Source organism: Nocardia sp. NPDC050406 (assembly GCF_044459025.1).
Classification (GTDB): Bacteria; Actinomycetota; Actinomycetes; order Mycobacteriales; family Mycobacteriaceae; genus Nocardia.
The window spans coordinates 450836-469149 of sequence record NZ_JBITIM010000004.1; the positions used below are offsets into that span (position 1 = coordinate 450836).

Genomic DNA, 18314 nt, shown 5'->3' on the forward strand with positions numbered 1-18314 from the left:
TCCTATTCGCCCGCGTAGCCCATGGGCATGAGCAGCGATTTCTGTTCGCAGTAGGCGTCGAGGCCCTCGGGGCCGTTCTCGCGGCCGATACCGGAGTTCTTGTAGCCGCCGAACGGGGCGCACGGGTCGAAGGCGTACCAGTTGATGGCGTAGGTGCCGGTGCGGACCTTGGCGGCGACCTGCGCGCCGTGGTCGATATCGGTGGTCCAGACGGAACCGGCCAGTCCGTAGTCGCTGTCGTTGGCTATGGCGATGGCCTCCTCCTCGGTGTCGTAGGGGAGTACCGACAGCACCGGGCCGAAGATCTCCTCGCGGGCGATGGCCATGCTGTTCGCGACGTCTGCGAAGACCGTTGGCCGCACGAACCAACCGCGCAGGCCTTCGGGGCGGTCGCCGCCGAGGATCAGGCGCGCCCCTTCTTCCTTGCCCTTGGCGATATAGCCCTCCACGCGGCCACGCTGTTGTTCGGAGATGAGCGGGCCGAGCGTGGCCTCGGGATCGGACGGTTCGCCGGTCTTCATGGCGCGCACCGATTCGGCCAGCGCCTCCACGATCTCGTCGTAGCGACTGCGCGGCGCGAGAATGCGGCTCTGGGCCACGCAGGCCTGGCCGCTGTTCATCAGCCCGGAGAAGGCGAGTTTCGGCATGCTCTCGGCGATATCCAGATCCGGCAGCAAGATAGCGGCAGATTTGCCACCCAGCTCCAGTGAACAGCGCTTGAGCTGACTTCCCGCGATCGCCGCGATCTTGCGGCCCACCGCAGTACTGCCTGTGAACGTCACCTTGTCCACATCGGGATGCGCGATCAGGTACTCGGAGACCTCGGCCTCGGCGGGCAGGACCGACAGCACGCCCTCCGGCAGACCCGCCTCCGCGAAGAGGTCGGCGAGCAGGTTCGCGGTGAGCGGTGTGAGCGGTGCGGGCTTGAGCACCACGGTGCATCCGGCCAGCAGCGCGGGGGCCAGTTTGTTGACGGCGAGGAACAGCGGCACATTCCACGCGGTGACCGCCGCGACCACGCCGACCGGCTCGCGCGATACCCGGCTGGTGCCGAACACGCCAGTGCGAGTCTCGGTCCACGGGAACGACTTTCCGAGTCCGGCATAGAAGTCGAGCGCCGCCTTGGCCGGAAAGTAATTGAGCGTATTGGCCGTCACGGCGGGCGCGCCCATTTCGGCGCTGAGGGCGTTGACCAGGTCTCCCACCCGCTGATCCAGCAGTTGTGAAACACGCGCGAGCACCTCGGCGCGCTGCTCGGGCGGGGTCGCGGGCCAGGGCCCGCTGTCGAAGGCCCGCCGCGCGGAGGCGACCGCCGCGTCGACGTCGGCGCGACTCACCACGGGCACGCTGCCGACGGTTTCCAGGGTGGCGGGGGAGACGACCGGGACGCTGCCGGAGGTGGCAGGCGTGGTCCACCGACCGCCGATGAACAGACTCTGGTATTCCATGAGAACACGTTACAGTTTCGGGCCGACCATTGTCCGGATCATGGTCCGGACTGCTGTCCCGAAGTATGTGAACAACGCGAAATCCAACTGCGAGTTCGGTTTTCGTTCAGCCCGGTGCCGGGTCGTCTGCGCGGTTCTGGATTCGGTTTGCCTAGCGGTGGCTTATGCTCACTGTGTTTCTGATCTCGCGGGCCGTCGGCCCAGTTGCTAGAGGCTAGCTGTTCGTTTCAACTGAGGTTGTCGCCGCTCGTCTTCGGTATGCGTGTTCAGCCGGGCGGGTGCGCAACCGACTCGCGAAAGGCAGGCGATGCATGACGGATCTCGACTTCGACGCTTTCGTTCTCCCGGCGATAACCGGAATTTCCCCGGTATCGGCCAGTACGCCCATGCATCGGGCTGCGGGCAAGTTGCAGCGGGCGCTGCCGCCGGGCTGGCGAGTGGAGGTGGTCGAGGGTCCGCGTCGTAACGGCCAGGCGGGGCAGCCGGTGCTGCGGGTGGTGGTGTCGGATCAGTAGTGCCGCGAGAGTTCAAGGTGCGCAATCGCTTCCGCGCATTCTTGGCTAACTCCTCGCATTGCGAATAGCGAATTCCGACCTGTTGGTTCGCTTTTCGTCAAACGCACTATTGCATTCTGCGATAACGGCGAGCATGCTTATAGCTACCGTGGATAGCTCGTTCTGAATATGAACCGTTACCGCACAGGGGAGTCCGAGTCATGGCGGTGCAAGTGATCGACAGATCGTTGATGACCAGCGATCTCACGCCGCATCAGGCGAAGAGCGTCGGGGCCGGGGGCTGGGTGGTGTCCTTTCTGCCCGGGCGGACTCTCACCACCGAACAGGCGACCGCGGCATTGCAAGCCGCCGAAGCGGTAGCCACCGTGCGAGCATTGGCCGGACAAGTCGGGCTCACCGCCATGGAAACCGTTGGGCTCGCAACCCAGGAGTCACCGTGGAGCGAACCGGAATGCACCGGCGGATTGCGCCGCATCTGGCGGCGCGGAGTGCTCGAACGCTAGCTGGCGCGCGAATCCCGTTCGGGCGCTGACTGTTTCGTCCCGGAAGTGGCATTCTGGTCGGTTGCGGCCGACCGCTTGGTGGCAACCACGACGAGATTGCTGACCAAGAGCTCACGCAGGACGGGCACGCGGACCAGCCACCAGGCCCAGCGCGGGTGATAGCGCGGGAAGACCGCCACGATCTCCACCTCGTCCGGAGTGGCCTTCGCCCAATTCAGTCCATCGGCCGCCCGCACCGCGAACAGCGACTTCCCGAACCGGTTCTTCGGTTCCTTCCCGTGTTTGCGCAGGTACCGCCGCGCCGCGTATTCGCCGCCGAGGTAATGCCACGGGCCCGTCTCGTGCCCACCGAAAGGGCCGGACCACACGGTGTACGACAACACCACCAGGCCGCCCGGTTTGGTCACCCGCAGCATTTCGTCGGCCATCACCCACGGGTGCGGCACATGTTCGGCCACATTCGACGAAATACAGATATCGACGGCATTGTCGCGGAAGGGCAGGGCCATGCCCGAGCCGCGCACGGCCCCGGGGACGGACAATCCGGCGGCGTGCATTTCCGACGGATCGGGTTCGACCGGGATGTAGCGCGAATCCTGTTTGGCGAATTCCTCGGCGAAATAGCCGGGTCCGCCACCGACATCGAGGACCGTGGTGCCCTGCAAAGACCGTCCGGTCAGATCCTTGTAGAAGTCTTCGACCAGTTCAGCCGTGTCCACGGCTACGCCGCCGTAGAACACGGCGGGGTCTGTCTGCTCGAATTTGAAACTCCCCAGCAGCCGGAGGGACCGCCGCAGCGTGGCCCGGCGGGCGAAGCGGGGGGTTCCGGGGTGGAGGGTTGGTTGGAGCATGGCGGTCAGTTTTGCATAACGGGTGGGTGGCGGCTGGCTTGGCCTGACCGGTCGAAATTCGCGTCAAGACGTGGAATTCTGCCCTGTCGATGCGATCCGCGACCGTTCAGGCCAAATCCACCCAACCCTGGTCACCCGACCACTGCCACCCCCTGAAACCCGCCCGCCAGTTATGGTGGACCCCGTTGTTCACCCATCCCCGTGAGACCTACCTGGAGAACCCCGTGCGTGAAGTGCTGCTGCTGTGCTGGCGCGACACCGGGCATCCACAGGGCGGCGGCAGCGAGCGGTACCTGGAACAGGTGGGGGCGCACCTGGCCGCGCGAGGTGTGAAAGTCACCCTGCGGACCGCCGGATACCCCGGGGCTCCCAAGCGGGAACAGGTCGACGGGATCGACATCAGCCGAGGTGGGGGCCGGTTCACGGTCTATCCCAGGGCGCTGGCCGCCATCGCCCTCGGGCGCATCGGGGTGGGTCCGCTGAAGGGGCTGCGCCCCGACGCGGTGATCGACACCCAGAACGGGATCCCCTTCTTCGCGCGGGCCGCCGCGGCCGCGCCGACCGTGGTGCTGGTGCACCACGGACATCGGGAGCAGTGGCCGGTGGCGGGCAGAGTGGTCGGGCGGATCGGGTGGTGGATCGAGTCCCGGCTCTCGCCGCGCGTACATCGCGGCAACCAGTATTTGACGGTGTCGCTGCCCTCGGCGGAGGAATTGGCCGCGCTCGGCGTGGAGCAGTCCCGGGTCGCCGTGGTGCGCAATGGCGCCGAACCCGTCCCCGCGCTGGTCACCCCCGGCTCCGACGCCACCCGGACCGCGCATCCGAGCATCGTGGTGCTCTCGCGCCTGGTGCCGCACAAGCAGATCGAGGACGCGCTGACCGCGGTCGCCAGCCTGCGACCCAGCATTCCCGCCGTGCACCTGGATGTCATCGGCGACGGCTGGTGGGCCGACAACCTGAAGGCCCACGCCGCCGCCCTCGGCATCTCCGACGCGGTCACCTTCCACGGCCACGTCGACGAACAGCGCAAACACGAACTGCTCTCCCGCGCCTGGGTGCACGCCCTCCCGTCCCGCAAGGAGGGCTGGGGCCTGGCCGTCATCGAAGCCGCCCAACACGGCGTCCCCACGGTCGGCTACCGCAGCTCCCGAGGCCTCACCGACTCGATAGTCGACGGCGTCACCGGCCTACTCGTCGACGACCCCACCCAACTGACCGAGGCCCTGGGCGAACTCCTCACCGAACCCGAAACCCGCACCATGCTCGGCGAAAAGGCCCGCACCCGCTCCCGCGAATTCTCCTGGGAGCAAACAGGAAACGGAGTCTACGAGGTCCTCGCCGCCGTCTCCCGAGGCGACCGCGTCTCCGGCCTGGTCACCCCGACCCCGGCGGCTCGCCCGTAACCCGTCAGCCGGACTCCCCTGCTGTCGTTGGCTTCTCGCCGCAGCTTGTCGCACGCACAACGCACCTGTTGGTGGGCGTATAGCCCAGCGAACCGCCATTCCGCCTGCCGAAGACGAGGGTTCGCCCCGCGTCAGCGCCCGCGCCCCGGGTCGTACCGGTGAAGCTGGCGGCAGCGCCGTAGGTCGGCGGCCACTCACCCCGCTTCTCCTGGATCAGTACAGAGGCCGCCCGAGGCATTTTCGCGCGTGATGTCAGCCCGGCGCTAGGGAGGTCGATCGTCGCGACGGCGAACGCAATCCGTCGCGGCGGCGACAACAGCTCGCCGATGAACCACTCATAACCCCCCGGCCGGAACCTCCGCCCGCCGTTGGCTTTTCGACACAGCGGGTCCCTGTGTGCGGCGCCTTCGACAACGATGTCGCGGCTTGGAGACACTCGTCGATACGCGTTCTGGTGGTGCGAAGGTGGACCAATTGGCCGAACCGCCGCCCTCTGCGGAGTGGCATCCAGACGAGCTCGCTGTTCGCGGTGCAGTAGTCGGTCGCGCGGGTGTGCACGCAATTCGTCACGGCGGCAGCAGCTCCCGTGGTGTTGCCGTGGAGTGAAGATCCGGACTTCGCCTTTGTGGCACGTTTGGCTGTTTCGCGGTTATGTTCTGGCGCTCGATGTTCCGCGCGTACGCCTGTTCGGTGTCATCGTGACGAGAAATCCCGCCAAGAGGACCGCCCAGAGTAGATGGGCGGCTCCAGCCAGTCGGCGGGAGGTGGGGGATGCGTCGTGGTCGGCGATTGGGCCGGGGACGCTGTATAGCTGGAGATCCGGATCCGTGAAGGCCGGTTCCAGTTGGGCCAGTGTGGTTTTCGACTCGCCGAGGGGGCCGGGTGTGCCGCCTTCCACCAGGACCCAGCCGACGCCGAGGTGGGCCAGTTCGGCGGCCGATCCGCCGCGCAGGAGGAGGCGTTCGACCTCGCGGGCGCGGGTGCCCTCGCCGCTGACGGTGGCCCAGCGGACCGGGAGTTCGCCGGTTTGCAACACGTCGCGGGTGAGCATGCGCGGGGCCGGGTCGAGGACCGGAGCTGAACCTGAATAGGGGAATTTGCGGAACATTCCACCGGGGAGTACCGCCACATCGCCGGGGGGTTCCACCAATTCGGCGACTCGTTGCCAAGCGGGCGGATAGTGGACTGGGCGAAGCGTGCCGCCGACGCCCCATGCCAGATCCGGCAGGGTGGCGATGAGGAGCGCTATGAAAAGCGCTGCGATGTAGGGCGTTCGGCGATCAGGCTGAGGGGCTGCGCCTGTCTCGGTTGTCTTTGTCGCGCTGAGACCTGTTGTGGCGGTCGACGGTGCGGGAGCATCGGCCGCATCAGTCGGGGCGGCCCGACCGGAAGTGGTTGCACGGGTGAGTTTTTCGCCAACGGTGCGGCAGCTGGCGGCGGCGCACAACGCGAAGGCGGGCATGGCGAGGGCTACGTACTTCTGGGTGTCGCGTAGCAACCCGGTGCCGGGGATGTGGGCGACCAGGAATTCTCCGACGGCGATACCCCATCCGGTCGCGCCCAACGCCGGAAGGACGATGGCGAACACCGCCAGTGCCACGAGGATTCGACGGGGACGACGAAATTCGTCGCTGCCGGTTACCACCCGCCGTACGCCGAAGGCGACGATGACGAGCAGAATCAGTGTGGCGAACAACGCGAAATAGGTTGTGCGCGAACCCGGTACCGCCGTGCTGTTCCAGATGCCCCCCAACCCAGCCAAACTGCCGAGCGTCCCCAACCCGGGCTCCGCACGCGCCGCGAACGCCGCCACCCCCGCAGGATCCGACGGCTCCGCACCCGCACCCGACAAAGCCGTAGCCATGAGCCACGGCGCGGCGCTGGCCACCCACAGCGCCACTGTCCCAAGGAGATTGCGCCGACCCACCAGGAGCAGTGCCACCAGTCCAGCCAACAGCGAACCGGTAGGCGTCAATCCCGCGGCACCCATGAACCCCGCGAGCAAGCACCACGCCCGAGCCCGACTCACCCGGTCCCCCGCGACGCGCGAGGTCCCCCACTTCCGGGCTGTCTGATCGTCGGCGGTGTCCGAGGTCTCCTGGGGCTGGGCTGCCTCACCGTCGGAAGCACCTGAAGTCCTATGAGCCCGGGATGCCTGTTCGGCGGCGGTGTGCGCAGTACGGTGATCCGGGTCTGTTGGGACGGTGGTGCCGTGTGGAGTCCGGTGGTTCGGGGGCGTCGGGTCGGTGGTGGCGTGCGCAGCCCCGCGGCTCCCCGCTGTCCGACCGTCGGCAGCCAATCCATGAACCCGGAGCGTTCGACCGGCGGCCATGTCCGACATCGTGCGAATCCGGTTGGCGAGCAGCGCGATCCATGGCAGCGCCGCGTAACCGGTCAGCAGGCTCCAGTGCCCTTGCAGCAGGCGCTCGGCCACGTACGGGTTCCAGATGGCGATCGTGGCGGCGACCAGTTGTGCCGCGACGCCAGCGCGAACGAACTCCCGTGCCAGCGCCGCCGCGCCCCAGCCAGCCAGCCACAGCGCTGCCACCAGAATCGCCTTCACGACGATTCCGCCGTCGATCACCGTCGACAGCGTCGCCACGAGCGCGTCCTGCGGTACCGCCCGCGGCGCGGCGTCCCCGACGCCCAGCGCCGCATCCGTCAGATACGACCGAGGCGTACTGACCGCATCCCGCAACAACAAATAGCCCGACCCCAACAGCGGCCCCACCACAATCAGCGCGAGCACCAGGCTGTACCCCGCGGGCACCCAAGCCCGCGCCCGCCTGCCACCGTCCACAGTCACGCCCAGCACCCTACGTTCACCCCACCCGAACCGACCGCTCCGCCATCCCAGCAACCCGCCGGTACGGAAATCATGTGGCAACAGCTCGCGCACGGCGTGCGAACTGCGCCACGGGGCGCTGCCCTCATCGAAGGCCCTGCTGCTGGGTGACGCAAGGGACCCGACCCTGGATTCGGATTGCGCCCGTCGGCAATAGCGCAGGGGTATCGCGAGAGCACACGCACAATCGGGCGCTCCACCGCGCCACGACCGGGGTGTGCCGCCGTCTTCGACCCGCATTCCTGGGCGATGTTGTGCGGCAGTCGGTGCGGTGCGTGCTCGGGCTACCCAAGGATCGGGCGGGAGAAGTCGGGTGGGAGCATTGCCGGATGTCCGCTGTACGCCGTCTACCCGTTGTGGCGGATCTGACGTTGGTGACGGTGGGGGCCATGACCGCGAATGTGGCCGGGTACCTGCTGCAATTGTTGGCCAGTCGGTGGTTGGGGGTGGGCGGGTACAGCCCGTTCGCGAGTCTGCTCGCGGTGCAGTTGTTGTGTGCTGTTCCCGCGTTGGCTCTGCAAAATGTCGTCGCGCGGGAAGTGGTGCGGGGGGCCACGGTAGGGGCCGCGCGGGGGTTGGCTTGGCGGTGCGCCGGGCTGGTGGCGGCGGCCGCGGCGGTGTTGGTTCCGGTCGTCGCCACGGTGTTGAACGTGAGCGTGGGGGCCTCGGCGGCGGCCTTGGGCGCCGCGCCGGTGTTGGTGCTGCTATCCGGCGAACAGGGGGTTCTGCAGGGGCAGCGGCGGTTTCGGGAATTGGCCACCGTTCTGGGTGGGGCGGGCGTCGCGCGGGTGACTCCGGCGATCGTCGTCCTGGCCGCGGGCGGGGGCACGGCCGCCGCGCTATGGGCGGCCGCGGCGGGTATCGCTGTCGCCGCCACGGGTGCCCGGTTCGCGGCGGGGCAGAGCCCGGCCCCGGACTCCGACATTGGCGCGCCGCCCGATTCGCCGGAACCTCACCACGATCGCGTGAAAACGACCCGGCCCGAGACTGATTCGCGCTCACCCGCCGAGGGTGTCCGGCAGCGGACGGGTGATGCCGCCTGGGGCGTTGTCCCCGTGCTGCGCGCGGCGCAGTTGCAGGCCGCGCTCATGGCGTTGTCGTCGGCGGATCTGATCGTGTCGCGGATCGTGCTCGACTCCGACGACGCCGGTCGATACGCGCTCGGTGCGGTCGCCACCAAGATCGCGTTCTGGCTGCCGCAGGCGGTGGGGGTGGTCCTCTATCCACGGATGGCCCAGCCGCAGCATTCGGCGCAGGCCGTGCGGTCCGCATTGGCCGTTCTCTCCGGGATCGGGGTGCTCGCGGTGCTCGGCGCGGCGGTCGCGGCCCCGCTCGCGCCCTTGTTCGCGGGACAGGACTACGCGCCGATCCAAGGGCTGCTGTGGCTGTTCGCCCTCGACGGCGCGCTGCTCGCCGTACTGCAAGGCGCTCTGCTGTCCGCCATCGCCGCGGATCGCACCGCCCCGGCGGCCCTCACCTGGCTCGGGCTGGCGGCGGGCATCACGGCCATGTTGACCCTCGCCGATTCGGTCCTCGGCCTGATCACCGTCGCCACCGTCACGGCGGCCCTCACCACGGCCGTCATCGCGGCCATCGCGCTCGGCGGCGCTCGCGCCGTGCGTACCTAGGCCGGAAGCGTTCCCAGACCGAAAACGAAGCGGCTCCCCACCTTTCACAGGTGGGGAGCCGCTGGTCGGTTCAGCTCAGATCAAGGTTTCTTGTTGATGTCGATCTGAGTGGTGTCGATCTGCTGGGTCGGTGCGTCCGTGAACGACTGACCCTGGCTGGGGGCCGGAGCCGGAGGCGGGGTCGGGCGCGACCGGGTGGTGCGCACCGGAGCCGCCTTGTTGCCGAGCAGGCCCAGCACCAGGCCCGCGATCAGCGCGATAGCGCCGATGATGCCCAGCGCGATCGGCATGACGCGGCCGTAGAGCGCCAGCTTGTCGATGTTCTCCTTGGCCACCGCGATCTGCGACTCGATGGTGTTCTCGTCGAAGACGAGGGTGCCCTCGAGAACGTTCACCTCGACCTTGTCCGCGGTGCGCGAGTAGTACTGGTGCACATTCTCGCTGCCCTTGATGACGGTGCCGGTCTGCGGCTCCACCCACACGTCGCGGACGTTGGTGTACCAGCGCGACATGGTCACCGGGCCGTCGCCCTCCACGCCCCACTTGGCGGCGGGCAGGCTCAGCTTGTTGGTCGGCGAGTTCACCACGGTCGACAGATCGACGGGCGGGACCGTCTGCTGGAAGTGGTAGACCTTCATGCTGTTGATTTCGGTCTCTTCCACGAAATTGATGTCGTAGGTCTGCCGCGCGTTGATGTCGAAGTAGGGGTAGGTCTGCTTCTCGGTGCCGATCGGGAAGCGGTACTGGAGACCGGTGTGCTGCACCGGATCCATGACCGTCTGACCGTTCTTGTCGACGGTCGCGCCGATCGCGCCGTTGGGGCCGCCATCCACTTCGTCCACGGGCATACCGGTCTTGCGGTCCACGGTGACGCGGTCGATGGAGGCGGTCAGCAGGCCGGTGTCACCCTGCTTGTCGGTGCGGCGCAGGGTCTGACCGGCCTGGATGGTCAGCTCCGAGGCGCTGACGGGATCCTCGATGGTCAGGAAGCGCTGCGAGAACAGCGGGACATTGGTGTCAACCTTGGCCGCGCCCTCCGGAGCGGTCAACGACTTGGCGTCGAGCACTTCGGATTTGCTACCCGGGGCACTGGTCGCGACAGTGGTGATCTCCAGGTCGAGCGGCGTCTTGGCGAGCTGTTTGACCGTGTAGGTGGGGATCATCACCGCGGCGACGAGCAGCATCGCGCCCAACCCCACGAGTAGGCAGGCTACTGTCCTTCTGGTACCGGCACTCAGTGCCATGCAGGTTCTCCTCGTCGTAGAACAGGTCGTTCCGGCGGTACTGCGGTCGCCGCGCAGCACGCGTGAGCCCCGACACTAACAGCCCATGGGGCCTCTAGGCTGCGCCGAGTCCGCAAAAAACCCCGAAACGGCCCTAAGTCAAACATGTAGTGCTCACATGCGGGGCGGGAAGGCAGACTGGAACCCGATGACCGCGACTCTCGACCCGCCCTCCGAACCGGCCCGACCGGTCCGGGTCGACGGGCGTTCGGCAGCCGTCCAGACGCGTGAATCCGGTGCGGGCGATGGCCGCGCGGCGGACGCCGCCGACGCCTCCACGGGCCCGGCCGATGCGAGCAGCGGCGTGGTGGCGCTCGCCGGGGAGTCCGAGTCCAGCCGTCCACCCGAGTCGGTAATAGCCGCAGCCTCTAAGAAGGCTCGCGCCGGATTCGTCCCCGCGCTCGAGGGCATGCGCGGTATGGCCGCGCTGGGAGTCGTCGTCACGCACGTGGCATTCCAGACCGGGGCGACCGGTATGCCGGTCCTCGGGCGGGTGTGGGAGCGCTTCGACATGGCGGTCGCGGTGTTCTTCGCGCTGTCGGGATTCCTGTTGTGGCGACCGCATGCCGCTGCCGCGCGTGGGCTCGAGACCGCGCCGAAGGCCGGGCGGTACCTGCTGCATCGCGCGGCGCGCATTCTGCCCGCCTACTGGGCGGTCGTCATCGCGGTGTTGATCCTGTTGCCGAGTGCCGCGCATTCGGCCGGATTCCGCGTCTGGCTGTCGAATCTCGCGCTGTTGCAGGTTTTCGTACCGCTCACCCTGACCGATGGCCTCACGCAGATGTGGAGCCTCTCGGTGGAGGTGGCCTTCTATCTTTTGTTGCCGCTGTTGGCCTTCGCCTTCGCCTGGCTGCGCGGCGATCGCGCGCGCTGGCGGGTACCGGCCATCACGGCGTTGGGGCTCGTCTGCCTGGGCTGGAACTTCCTGCCGGTGCCGACCCCGGAGGCCATTCACTCCGACAATTGGCTGCCCGCGTATCTGCCCTGGTTCGCCGCGGGCATGCTGCTGGCCGAACTCATCGACCTCGAGGTGCCGCGCCTGCGCCGCCTGGCCCGCAACCCGTGGCCGCTGTGGACGGTGGCGCTCATCGCCTTCGGACTCTCCACCACGCGGCTTGCCGGACTGCCCGGCCTCACCCACGGCCAGCCCTGGCAGTACGCCCTGAAGATGACCTTCGGCATGATCCTCGGCTTCGCCCTGCTGGCCCCGCTGGTGCTGCGCCCCGATATTCGCCACCGCTGGTTGGAGAGCCGCACCGCCGCGACGCTGGGCCGCTGGTCCTACGGGGCCTTCCTCTGGCACCTGGCCGTACTGTCCATCGTCTTCCCGGTATTCGGCATCGTCCCGTTCCGCGGCAACTTCCCCGTGGTTCTGATCCTGACCGTCGTCTTCACCCTCCCGCTGGCCGCGGCGAGCTACGCCCTCATCGAGGAGCCGGTCCGCCACTGGACTCGCCGCCGCTTCGGCTGACCCGAACCGGCAGCGCGGCGACGCCCACGGCCACGACAGCGATCAGGGCGGGAAGCTGTACCCAGAGAGAACCGCCCATATAGCCCTCGGGGAAGCGCCACGGGCCGGTGGAGAGGGCGGCCGCCGAGATGGCGGTGCCGCCGGTGGCGAGAGCGACCAGGATGCGGTCCCAGTGGCGGGGGCGGAAGTGATCAGCGACGAGAACCGCCGCGGTGAGCGCGATTCCGGTGGGGCCGGAGATCAGCCCCGCCGCCACCGCCAATCCGAGCGCGCCGAAGACGCGGCTGTGTCGTGCGCGTGGGGGCGCGTCGTTGTCCGCGCGGACCTCGGCATCCTGCTGTGCGGTCGCGAGATCGGCCGCCGGGTCGTCACCACCGCGCCGTCGGCGCGGACCCCACAGGGCGAGTGCCACGAGGGGGATCAGCAGGAGCAATCCGCCGAAGATGGCCGCGCGGTACCAGCGGTCGGCGGGGAACTCGATCGTTATGGGGCCCTTGGTATTCGCCGGTACCAGCCAGGCTTGTTGCCAGCCGTCGATGACCACCGGTTTCAGTGCGGTGCCGTCGGCGGTGTGCGCTTCCCAGCCGACATTGGTGCTCAGCGGCAGCACCAGCAGGCGGGTCCCCGGCGCCGCCCGAACCGCCGGGCCGTCGCTGGACTCGGTAGCGTTCAAACGCAGTTCGTCGACGGTGAAAAGATCTGTCGGAGCGACGGTTACATCCACTCGGCCGGTCGGCAGCGGTACGGCGTCGCCACCGGTATCCGGCTCGGTTGCGGGTGTTCCGGTCTCGGCCTGCGCCGCAGCCACCTCGTCGGCGGTGCAGATCCGCGCGGGAACCGGTGCACCGGAACGCAATTCGGCGGCGGTGCCGGTGACCGTGGTGTGCAGTGTGCGCCCGGCGAAGGCGATGGTCGGCCCGTCGAGGCAGCCGATGGTGATGGTCCGGTCGGTCGGCGCGGGCGCCGGGTACTCCGGCCCGAGAACGTCGATCTCGGCCAGACCGGCGGGCTGTTCCTGCGCGAAACCCAGTGCGGTGCGGTCGAGTACGGTCTCCCAGCTCTGGATGCTGAGTTCGATGCGGTCGGTGACGCGCGGGTGTAGCTCGATGCGGGTGGGAGCGTCGGAATCGGGGTCCACCTCACGCACCTGGGGGCCGTCGCCGAGATTCACCGACACCGAGGTGGGATGGGCGGGTAGGTCCCCGAGCGCGTGGGTGAGGTCGAGACCTGTCACCAGGGTGGGCTCGGGCAGTTCGATGGTCAGCGTGGGCTTGGCCCCGGTCTGATTGCGGACCGAGGTCTCGGGCGCGATCCAGGCCGTGCGCGGATCGCCGTCGGTGGCGGCGAGCGCGGAGCCGCGCGGATCGGCGACATCGGCGCGGCCGCGGGCAATGGGGCGTTCCGGGTCGGTGAGCAGGTTCTCCAGCGCCGGTCCGGGCCGTGTACGGACAATGAGATCCGGTGTCACGGACAGGGATTCGGGCACCGAGAGGGTGCGTTCGAACAGCCCCGGCTCCTCTGCCGACAGCGCGAGGGCCTTACTGCACCGAATACGGTCGGGCGCATCGAAACACGCACTGCGCCCGGGGAATTCCTGCCCGAGCCGCCAGCCCCGCACCTGCGCGCCAGCCGGAGTGGGCGGTAGCACCGTGCGATGCCGGATATCGACGGGTGCGGGATTGTCGCGATCGGCGAAATCGGTGAGCGTCAGCTCGCTGATACCGAACTGGCCGCCCTTGCTACCGTCCTCGGTCTGCGCGGCGGTGATCTTGATCCACTGTGTCTTACCCGGTGGCAGCGAAATATTCACCGGCACACCGGGTTCGGGAATGCGCACCGAGACCGTGCCCTTGGCCGTCGCCACCGCCAGCCACTTCACCGGCACCCCGATGGCGGCGGCGCTGGTCGTCAAGCGCAGCGCCCCGGTGGTGATAGGCCGATCCAGATCCAGGCGCAGCCACTGCCCGATGGCGTGCTGCGTGCCGTTGCTGAGCCACGAGGTGGCCGGATCGCCGTCCACGACCGCTGCGGTCGAACTCCCCGGTGCCGCGCCGCCGAGCTGCGTGGCATCACCCGCCGCGCTGGAGACGGTGACAGTGGCACCGGACCACTCACCCCGGACCAGCTCCGCACCCGGCACCGGGTAGTCGGGCACCAGATTGTGCGTGCGGCGCGGATCGTCCGGCGCGCGTACCGCGGAGTTGTGATTGTCCACCCGCCCGAAATCGGTCTCCCGGTCCATAGGCGTATCGGTGACCGTGGCGGACTCGACGGGCAGCCCGGTGGTCGCCGCGTCGGCGGCGAGCAGCGTTGGGCCATAGGGTGTTTCGGGATCGCGCTGCAATCGCTCCAGCACTTCGGGCCCACCCTGCACCACGGGCACCCCGTCCAGCGGCACCGTGTACGCGCCGGGGAAAGACGTCGGCGCGCCGACCCCGCCGCGGAGTTCCGCGGGCTCGCCGATCGGGTACGACCCCACCCGGTAGATCTCCACCGCCGGATACTCCGGCCGCAGATCCGCATCCGCGACCAGCCCCTCGGCCTTCCCGGTCTCCACCGGCTCCCCGAATTCGGCCACCTTGGTCAGCCCCGGCGAACCCTCGATCGCCTGGTGGGCCAACATCGGCCGCGTCGACCGCGAGGTCTCCGGGTCGAGATCATTGCGCAGCACCAGGACGCCGATGCCCTGCTCGGCCAGCGTCGCCGCCAGCCCCGCCGACGGCCGCCCGTCGGCAATGAGCCGCTGCACCGAATCCATGGCTCGAATCGCACCGGGTGGGTTGAGCGGCACCGCGTCTCGCACCGCCCAGGGCGTACTCGCCAGCGCCTGCAAGGGTTCGTCGCGGGTCAGCCCCCACACCTGGCTGGCGAAGGGCGCACCCGGCACCACCAGCGCTCGGGTATCGGAGGCGTTGTCCGACAGCCAGTCCGCGGTCTGCTGCCAGTAGTGGGGTACGCGGTCGTAATCCCCACGCGGCGCGAGCTTTCCGGTCCACGCCAGCGAGGTGGACAGCGCCAGCGCGGTGAGGATGAGCGCGGTCACCGCCACCATGCGATTGCGTTCCGGATGGGCGAAGGCCTTGCGCCACACCGGCATCGGCACCGAGGCGGGCAGCGGCACTCGGCTCAGCAGATGCGCCAGCCCCACCACGAGCGGCAGCCGAATGAGCGGCTCCAGCTTGTGCACATTGCGTAGCGGCGCACCCGCCGAGTCCAGGAAGATCCGCACCTGTTCCGCGAACGGCCCACCCAGCGTGCCGACGTATCCGGCGCAGATCCCCACCAGCCCGACGCAGAGAATCAGGACGAACCGCCCGCGCCCCGGCATGGCGCGCATGGCCAGCCCGGCCATTCCGGCCGCCGCCAGCATGCCGGTCGCCAGCACCGCTGCGGGCTGCGTCACCAGCACCGCCCCGGCGATGCGCTCCGGCGAGACGAACGGCGTCCAACTGTCGGTTCCGCGCAGCACCTCCCCGAGCGAGGCCCACTGCGTCGTCACGCCCGACGATTCGATGAAGTCCAGGAACGGTGGGCTCACCTTGCCGAGCAGCAGCAGCGGCACCACCCACCAGAACGTGGCCAGCACCAACAGCGGAATCCAGGCCCGCGTGAACCGCCACCACCGCCGATTCGGCCGATACGACATCCACCAGAGTGCGGCGGGCAGGAACGCCGCGGCCGTCGCGACGGCGTTCACCGACCCCATGAGCGCCAGCGCCAGCGCGCTCGCGGCAGGTGTGGTCGCACGACTGCGCCGTTGCGCCGCCACCCCCAGCGCCGCCGGTGCCAGCAGCACCCACGGCGCGAGCATCATCGGCAGCGTCTCCGACGAAATGGAGCCCAGCGTGGTCAGCACGCGCGGCGACAGCGCGAAGGCGGTCGCCGCGATGATCCGCGACCCCCGGCTGCCGATGCCGAGGATTTCGCAGAGTCGGATGATCCCCCAGAATCCGGCGAGCAGCAGCAGCGCCCACCAGATGCGCTGGGTCACCCAGGCGGGCAGGCCGAGGATATGGCCGAGGGAGAAGAACGCGCCGTGCGGAAAGAAGTACCCGTAGGCCTGGTTCTGCACCTGCCCCATGGGCGCTTGCGAACTCCACAGATGGGAGGCGCGCGCGAGAAAGCCGAGCGGGTTCTGCGCGAGGTCGTATTTGGTGTCGGCGACGGTGCGGCCGGGCGCCTGCAGAAAGGTCAGCAGGAACGCCGCGACGACGGTGCCGATCAGCCAGCGGCGACCCAGCGGTGCGGTGGCCGAGGACCGGTCCGATAGACCGGCCTCGGCGGAATCAGCGGAGGCCAGGTCAGCGTGCGCCGTACTCGACGTTGTTGAGCAGCGAGGACGAGGCATCGCCGCTGCGGTCGATATCCGGACGCGAGTTCTGGCTCACCGCCATCGTCACGAGCAGCACGGCGACCAGTCCGAGCAGGGCTCCGCCAGCAGCACTCGCTACACCAGGGACGGCAAACTTCATCGCGGTACTCCCATACATCGACGCATGCGTAACTCGAGCCAACCTAGCAGGTCGATGGCCCGGAGGCCGACACGTCCGTACCGGTTACCTGGTTATGCGGTTCTCAGCCTCGGCCCGACGCCGCCGAAAGCGGGTGCGCGGTATCGGACGAACGCCTCGCGCACTAGCCCTGAGCAGGCAGTTCGCAATGCAGTCCGCCGAGGAAGGTGCGCAGCTTGGTGCTGGTCTCGTCCAGCTCCGCCCGGGGGTCGGAGGCCGCCACGATGCCGCCGCCGCCGAACGCGCGCAGGGCCAGACCGTCGGCGGAGAGCTCCGCGCAGCGAATCGCCACCACCCATTCGCCGTCGCCGCGGTCGTCGCACCAGCCCACCGCGCCGCTGTAGAACCCGCGGTCACCCTCCAGATCGCTGATCGTCTCGAGGGCCAGGGCGGTCGGGGTGCCGCACACCGCCGGGGTCGGATGCAGCAGGATCGCGAGGTCGAGCGCGGTGGTGCCGGGATCGCGCAGGCGGCCGGTGATGGGTGTGGCCAGATGCCAGACCTCGTGGGTATTGATGATCTCCGGGCCGTCGGGGATGGCGAGTTCGGCGCAGACCGGGGCGAGCCGCTCCCGAATCCAGTCGATGACGAAGGCGTGCTCATCGCGATTCTTGGTGCTGGACAGCAGTTCTCGCGCCTGCGCGGCATCTGCCTCGGGGTCGGCCAGCCGGGGCAGCGTCCCCGCTAGTGGCCGCAGCGTGACCGTCCGGCCGTGCCGGGTGACCAGCACTTCGGGTGTCGCGCCCAGCAGGGTGTCGCCGGGCCGCCCGGCCGGAGTCAGGTCCACGGCGAAGACATTCGCCTGTGGATGACGGGTAATCAAGTGCGCGGCAACGACTTCCGCCTCGAGGGGAGCATCGGCCGCGGCCAGCAGCGACCGCGCCGCCACCACTTTGCGCAGTGGCTGCCCGGGATCGTTCAACAGCTCCACCAACTTGGTCACCCGAGCCACATGCTCTGCCGCACTGGGCATCTCGCCGATCACCCGGACCCCGGGCAGCTCCGGCAGCGCGGCGGGCCGCCACGGCCCGGCGGTGTGCGCGGCCTGTTCGGGCACGGTCAGCGCGGCCGGTCGCGCCGGATCGAAGGCCAGCGCCCCGACCACGATCTCGGCACCGCCCCGCAGGGCCGCCGCGGCGGCGTCGGCCTCGTCGAAGGACGCGCGGGTGCCGGTGGTCCGTACGACTCCACCGGGAGTGGCGAGCAGGAATCCGTTCATGGTCTTCCCGACGATAGTCCGCGCACGGCGCGTCGCGGCGGCGGAGCGACGAAGGTCTCGAGCCGCCGGGTCAGCGTGGTCTACCGGTCAGCGCTCGTCCTTGGGATCTCGTCCCGGCGGCACCAGCAGCACCGGTCGATGGCAGTGTTTGAGCACCGCGTCCGCGACGCTGGAGTGCAGCAGCGCGCGTATCCCCGTGGCTCCGCGCGTCCCCGCGACCACGATGTCCACATTCAACTCGTCGGCCACATCGACAATGGCGTTCCAGATGGTGGTGGTGCACTCCACCGTCCGCGCCTCGGGATTCAATCCGGCCAGCCCGGCCAGTTTCACGCCCTCGGCATTGATGGCCTTGGCATCCGCGAAGGCCACATCCTCGATCTCGTCATCGGTCACCCATTCGGGCTGCATGACCCCCGATATGCCCGACAGCCGCGCCGCCTGCCGCACCATGGGCTCCCAGGCGGTCAGCACGACGGCCCGGTTGGCGGTGAGGAACCGCCCCGCGTATTCGACGGCCCGGCGGGCATTCTCGGAGCCGTCGTAGGCAATGAGCATCAGGTCGCACGGCATGACGAACCTCCTGGTAGGAGCGTCGGTCTCACCCAGAGATTACCCCGCGACACGCCGATCTACC

Annotated in this window: 13 protein-coding genes; 5 read left to right on the forward strand and 8 right to left on the reverse strand. The window is 68.8% G+C overall.

The features are described from left to right. Window positions 1–2: 2 nt before the first annotated feature. The gene (locus ACIBH2_RS30805) at window positions 3–1448 is read right to left on the reverse strand and encodes an aldehyde dehydrogenase (RefSeq protein ID WP_397123845.1); all 1446 of its coding nucleotides are present in this window, start codon (window positions 1446–1448) and stop codon (window positions 3–5) included. A gap of 311 nt (window positions 1449–1759) precedes the next feature. Between ACIBH2_RS30805 and ACIBH2_RS30810 the strand changes: the two genes are divergently transcribed. Together ACIBH2_RS30810 and ACIBH2_RS30815 are read left to right on the forward strand one after the other, a co-directional pair. Beyond that, window positions 1760–1963, forward strand: coding sequence for a hypothetical protein (locus ACIBH2_RS30810; protein ID WP_397123847.1), 204 nt, complete (start codon window positions 1760–1762; stop codon window positions 1961–1963). 200 nt (window positions 1964–2163) lie between these two features. Next, entirely contained in the window at window positions 2164–2466 is a 303-nt protein-coding gene (locus ACIBH2_RS30815) for a hypothetical protein (protein WP_397123849.1), read from the forward strand. Here ACIBH2_RS30815 and ACIBH2_RS30820 read toward each other — a convergent pair. After that, window positions 2463–3317 carry a class I SAM-dependent methyltransferase gene (locus tag ACIBH2_RS30820; RefSeq protein ID WP_397123851.1) on the reverse strand — a complete coding sequence of 285 codons (855 nt, stop codon included), beginning with the start codon at window positions 3315–3317 and terminating at the stop codon, window positions 2463–2465. The two genes, ACIBH2_RS30815 and ACIBH2_RS30820, sit on opposite strands and share 4 nt — an antisense overlap. 224 nt (window positions 3318–3541) lie before the next feature. Here ACIBH2_RS30820 and ACIBH2_RS30825 point away from each other — a divergent pair, with 224 nt between their 5' ends. Continuing rightward, entirely contained in the window at window positions 3542–4720 is a 1179-nt protein-coding gene (locus tag ACIBH2_RS30825; protein ID WP_397124297.1) for a glycosyltransferase family 4 protein, read from the forward strand. A 649-nt stretch (window positions 4721–5369) separates the two neighbouring features. Here the strand turns inward: ACIBH2_RS30825 and ACIBH2_RS30830 are convergent. Beyond that, window positions 5370–7526, reverse strand: coding sequence for a hypothetical protein (locus tag ACIBH2_RS30830; protein WP_397123853.1), 2157 nt, complete (start codon window positions 7524–7526; stop codon window positions 5370–5372). Between the two features lie 368 nt (window positions 7527–7894). Between ACIBH2_RS30830 and ACIBH2_RS30835 the strand changes: the two genes are divergently transcribed. Next, window positions 7895–9193, forward strand: a complete 1299-nt coding sequence (locus tag ACIBH2_RS30835) for a polysaccharide biosynthesis protein (protein ID WP_397123855.1) — start codon at window positions 7895–7897, stop codon at window positions 9191–9193. Window positions 9194–9273: 80 nt separating this feature from the next. Here the strand turns inward: ACIBH2_RS30835 and ACIBH2_RS30840 are convergent, their stop codons facing one another. Continuing rightward, complete coding sequence (locus ACIBH2_RS30840) at window positions 9274–10437, reverse strand: DUF3068 domain-containing protein (protein ID WP_397123857.1); 1164 nt, start codon at window positions 10435–10437, stop codon at window positions 9274–9276. Between the two features lie 448 nt (window positions 10438–10885). On the opposite strand from ACIBH2_RS30840, the gene ACIBH2_RS30845 reads away from it, so the two are divergent. After that, a complete protein-coding gene (locus ACIBH2_RS30845; protein WP_397124299.1) occupies window positions 10886–11947 on the forward strand; it encodes an acyltransferase family protein in 1062 nt (353 codons plus the stop codon). Here the strand turns inward: ACIBH2_RS30845 and ACIBH2_RS30850 are convergent. The 4 genes from ACIBH2_RS30850 to ACIBH2_RS30865 all read right to left on the reverse strand — a co-directional run bounded on the left by ACIBH2_RS30850 (window position 11901) and on the right by ACIBH2_RS30865 (window position 18250). Then, window positions 11901–16295 (reverse strand): alpha-(1->3)-arabinofuranosyltransferase, encoded by a 4395-nt coding sequence (locus ACIBH2_RS30850; RefSeq protein ID WP_397123859.1) that lies wholly within the window; start codon window positions 16293–16295, stop codon window positions 11901–11903. The two genes, ACIBH2_RS30845 and ACIBH2_RS30850, sit on opposite strands and share 47 nt — an antisense overlap. Beyond that, window positions 16249–16419: a DUF2613 domain-containing protein gene (locus ACIBH2_RS30855; protein WP_397123861.1), complete on the reverse strand. Its 171-nt coding sequence runs from the start codon at window positions 16417–16419 to the stop codon at window positions 16249–16251. Before ACIBH2_RS30855 ends, ACIBH2_RS30850 begins: the two co-directional genes overlap by 47 nt. A 163-nt stretch (window positions 16420–16582) precedes the next feature. After that, window positions 16583–17677 (reverse strand): isochorismate synthase MenF, encoded by a 1095-nt coding sequence (locus tag ACIBH2_RS30860; RefSeq protein WP_397123863.1) that lies wholly within the window; start codon window positions 17675–17677, stop codon window positions 16583–16585. An 87-nt stretch (window positions 17678–17764) separates the two neighbouring features. Beyond that, entirely contained in the window at window positions 17765–18250 is a 486-nt protein-coding gene (locus tag ACIBH2_RS30865; protein WP_397123865.1) for a universal stress protein, read from the reverse strand. Window positions 18251–18314: the final 64 nt, after the last annotated feature.

Excerpts from the sequence above, each read along its gene's own strand:
- ACIBH2_RS30805 (WP_397123845.1), bottom strand. The coding sequence starts at position 1,448 with ATGGAATACCAGAGTCTGTTCATCGGCGGTCGGTGGACCACGCCTGCC.
- ACIBH2_RS30810 (WP_397123847.1), top strand. The coding sequence starts at position 1,760 with ATGACGGATCTCGACTTCGACGCTTTCGTTCTCCCGGCGATAACCGGA.
- ACIBH2_RS30815 (WP_397123849.1), top strand. The coding sequence starts at position 2,164 with ATGGCGGTGCAAGTGATCGACAGATCGTTGATGACCAGCGATCTCACG.
- ACIBH2_RS30820 (WP_397123851.1), bottom strand. The coding sequence starts at position 3,317 with ATGCTCCAACCAACCCTCCACCCCGGAACCCCCCGCTTCGCCCGCCGG.
- ACIBH2_RS30835 (WP_397123855.1), top strand. The coding sequence starts at position 7,895 with ATGTCCGCTGTACGCCGTCTACCCGTTGTGGCGGATCTGACGTTGGTG.
- ACIBH2_RS30840 (WP_397123857.1), bottom strand. The coding sequence starts at position 10,437 with ATGGCACTGAGTGCCGGTACCAGAAGGACAGTAGCCTGCCTACTCGTG.
- ACIBH2_RS30845 (WP_397124299.1), top strand. The coding sequence starts at position 10,886 with ATGCGCGGTATGGCCGCGCTGGGAGTCGTCGTCACGCACGTGGCATTC.
- ACIBH2_RS30850 (WP_397123859.1), bottom strand. The coding sequence starts at position 16,295 with ATGCCTCGTCCTCGCTGCTCAACAACGTCGAGTACGGCGCACGCTGAC.
- ACIBH2_RS30855 (WP_397123861.1), bottom strand. The coding sequence starts at position 16,419 with ATGAAGTTTGCCGTCCCTGGTGTAGCGAGTGCTGCTGGCGGAGCCCTG.
- ACIBH2_RS30860 (WP_397123863.1), bottom strand. The coding sequence starts at position 17,677 with ATGAACGGATTCCTGCTCGCCACTCCCGGTGGAGTCGTACGGACCACC.
- ACIBH2_RS30865 (WP_397123865.1), bottom strand. The coding sequence starts at position 18,250 with ATGCCGTGCGACCTGATGCTCATTGCCTACGACGGCTCCGAGAATGCC.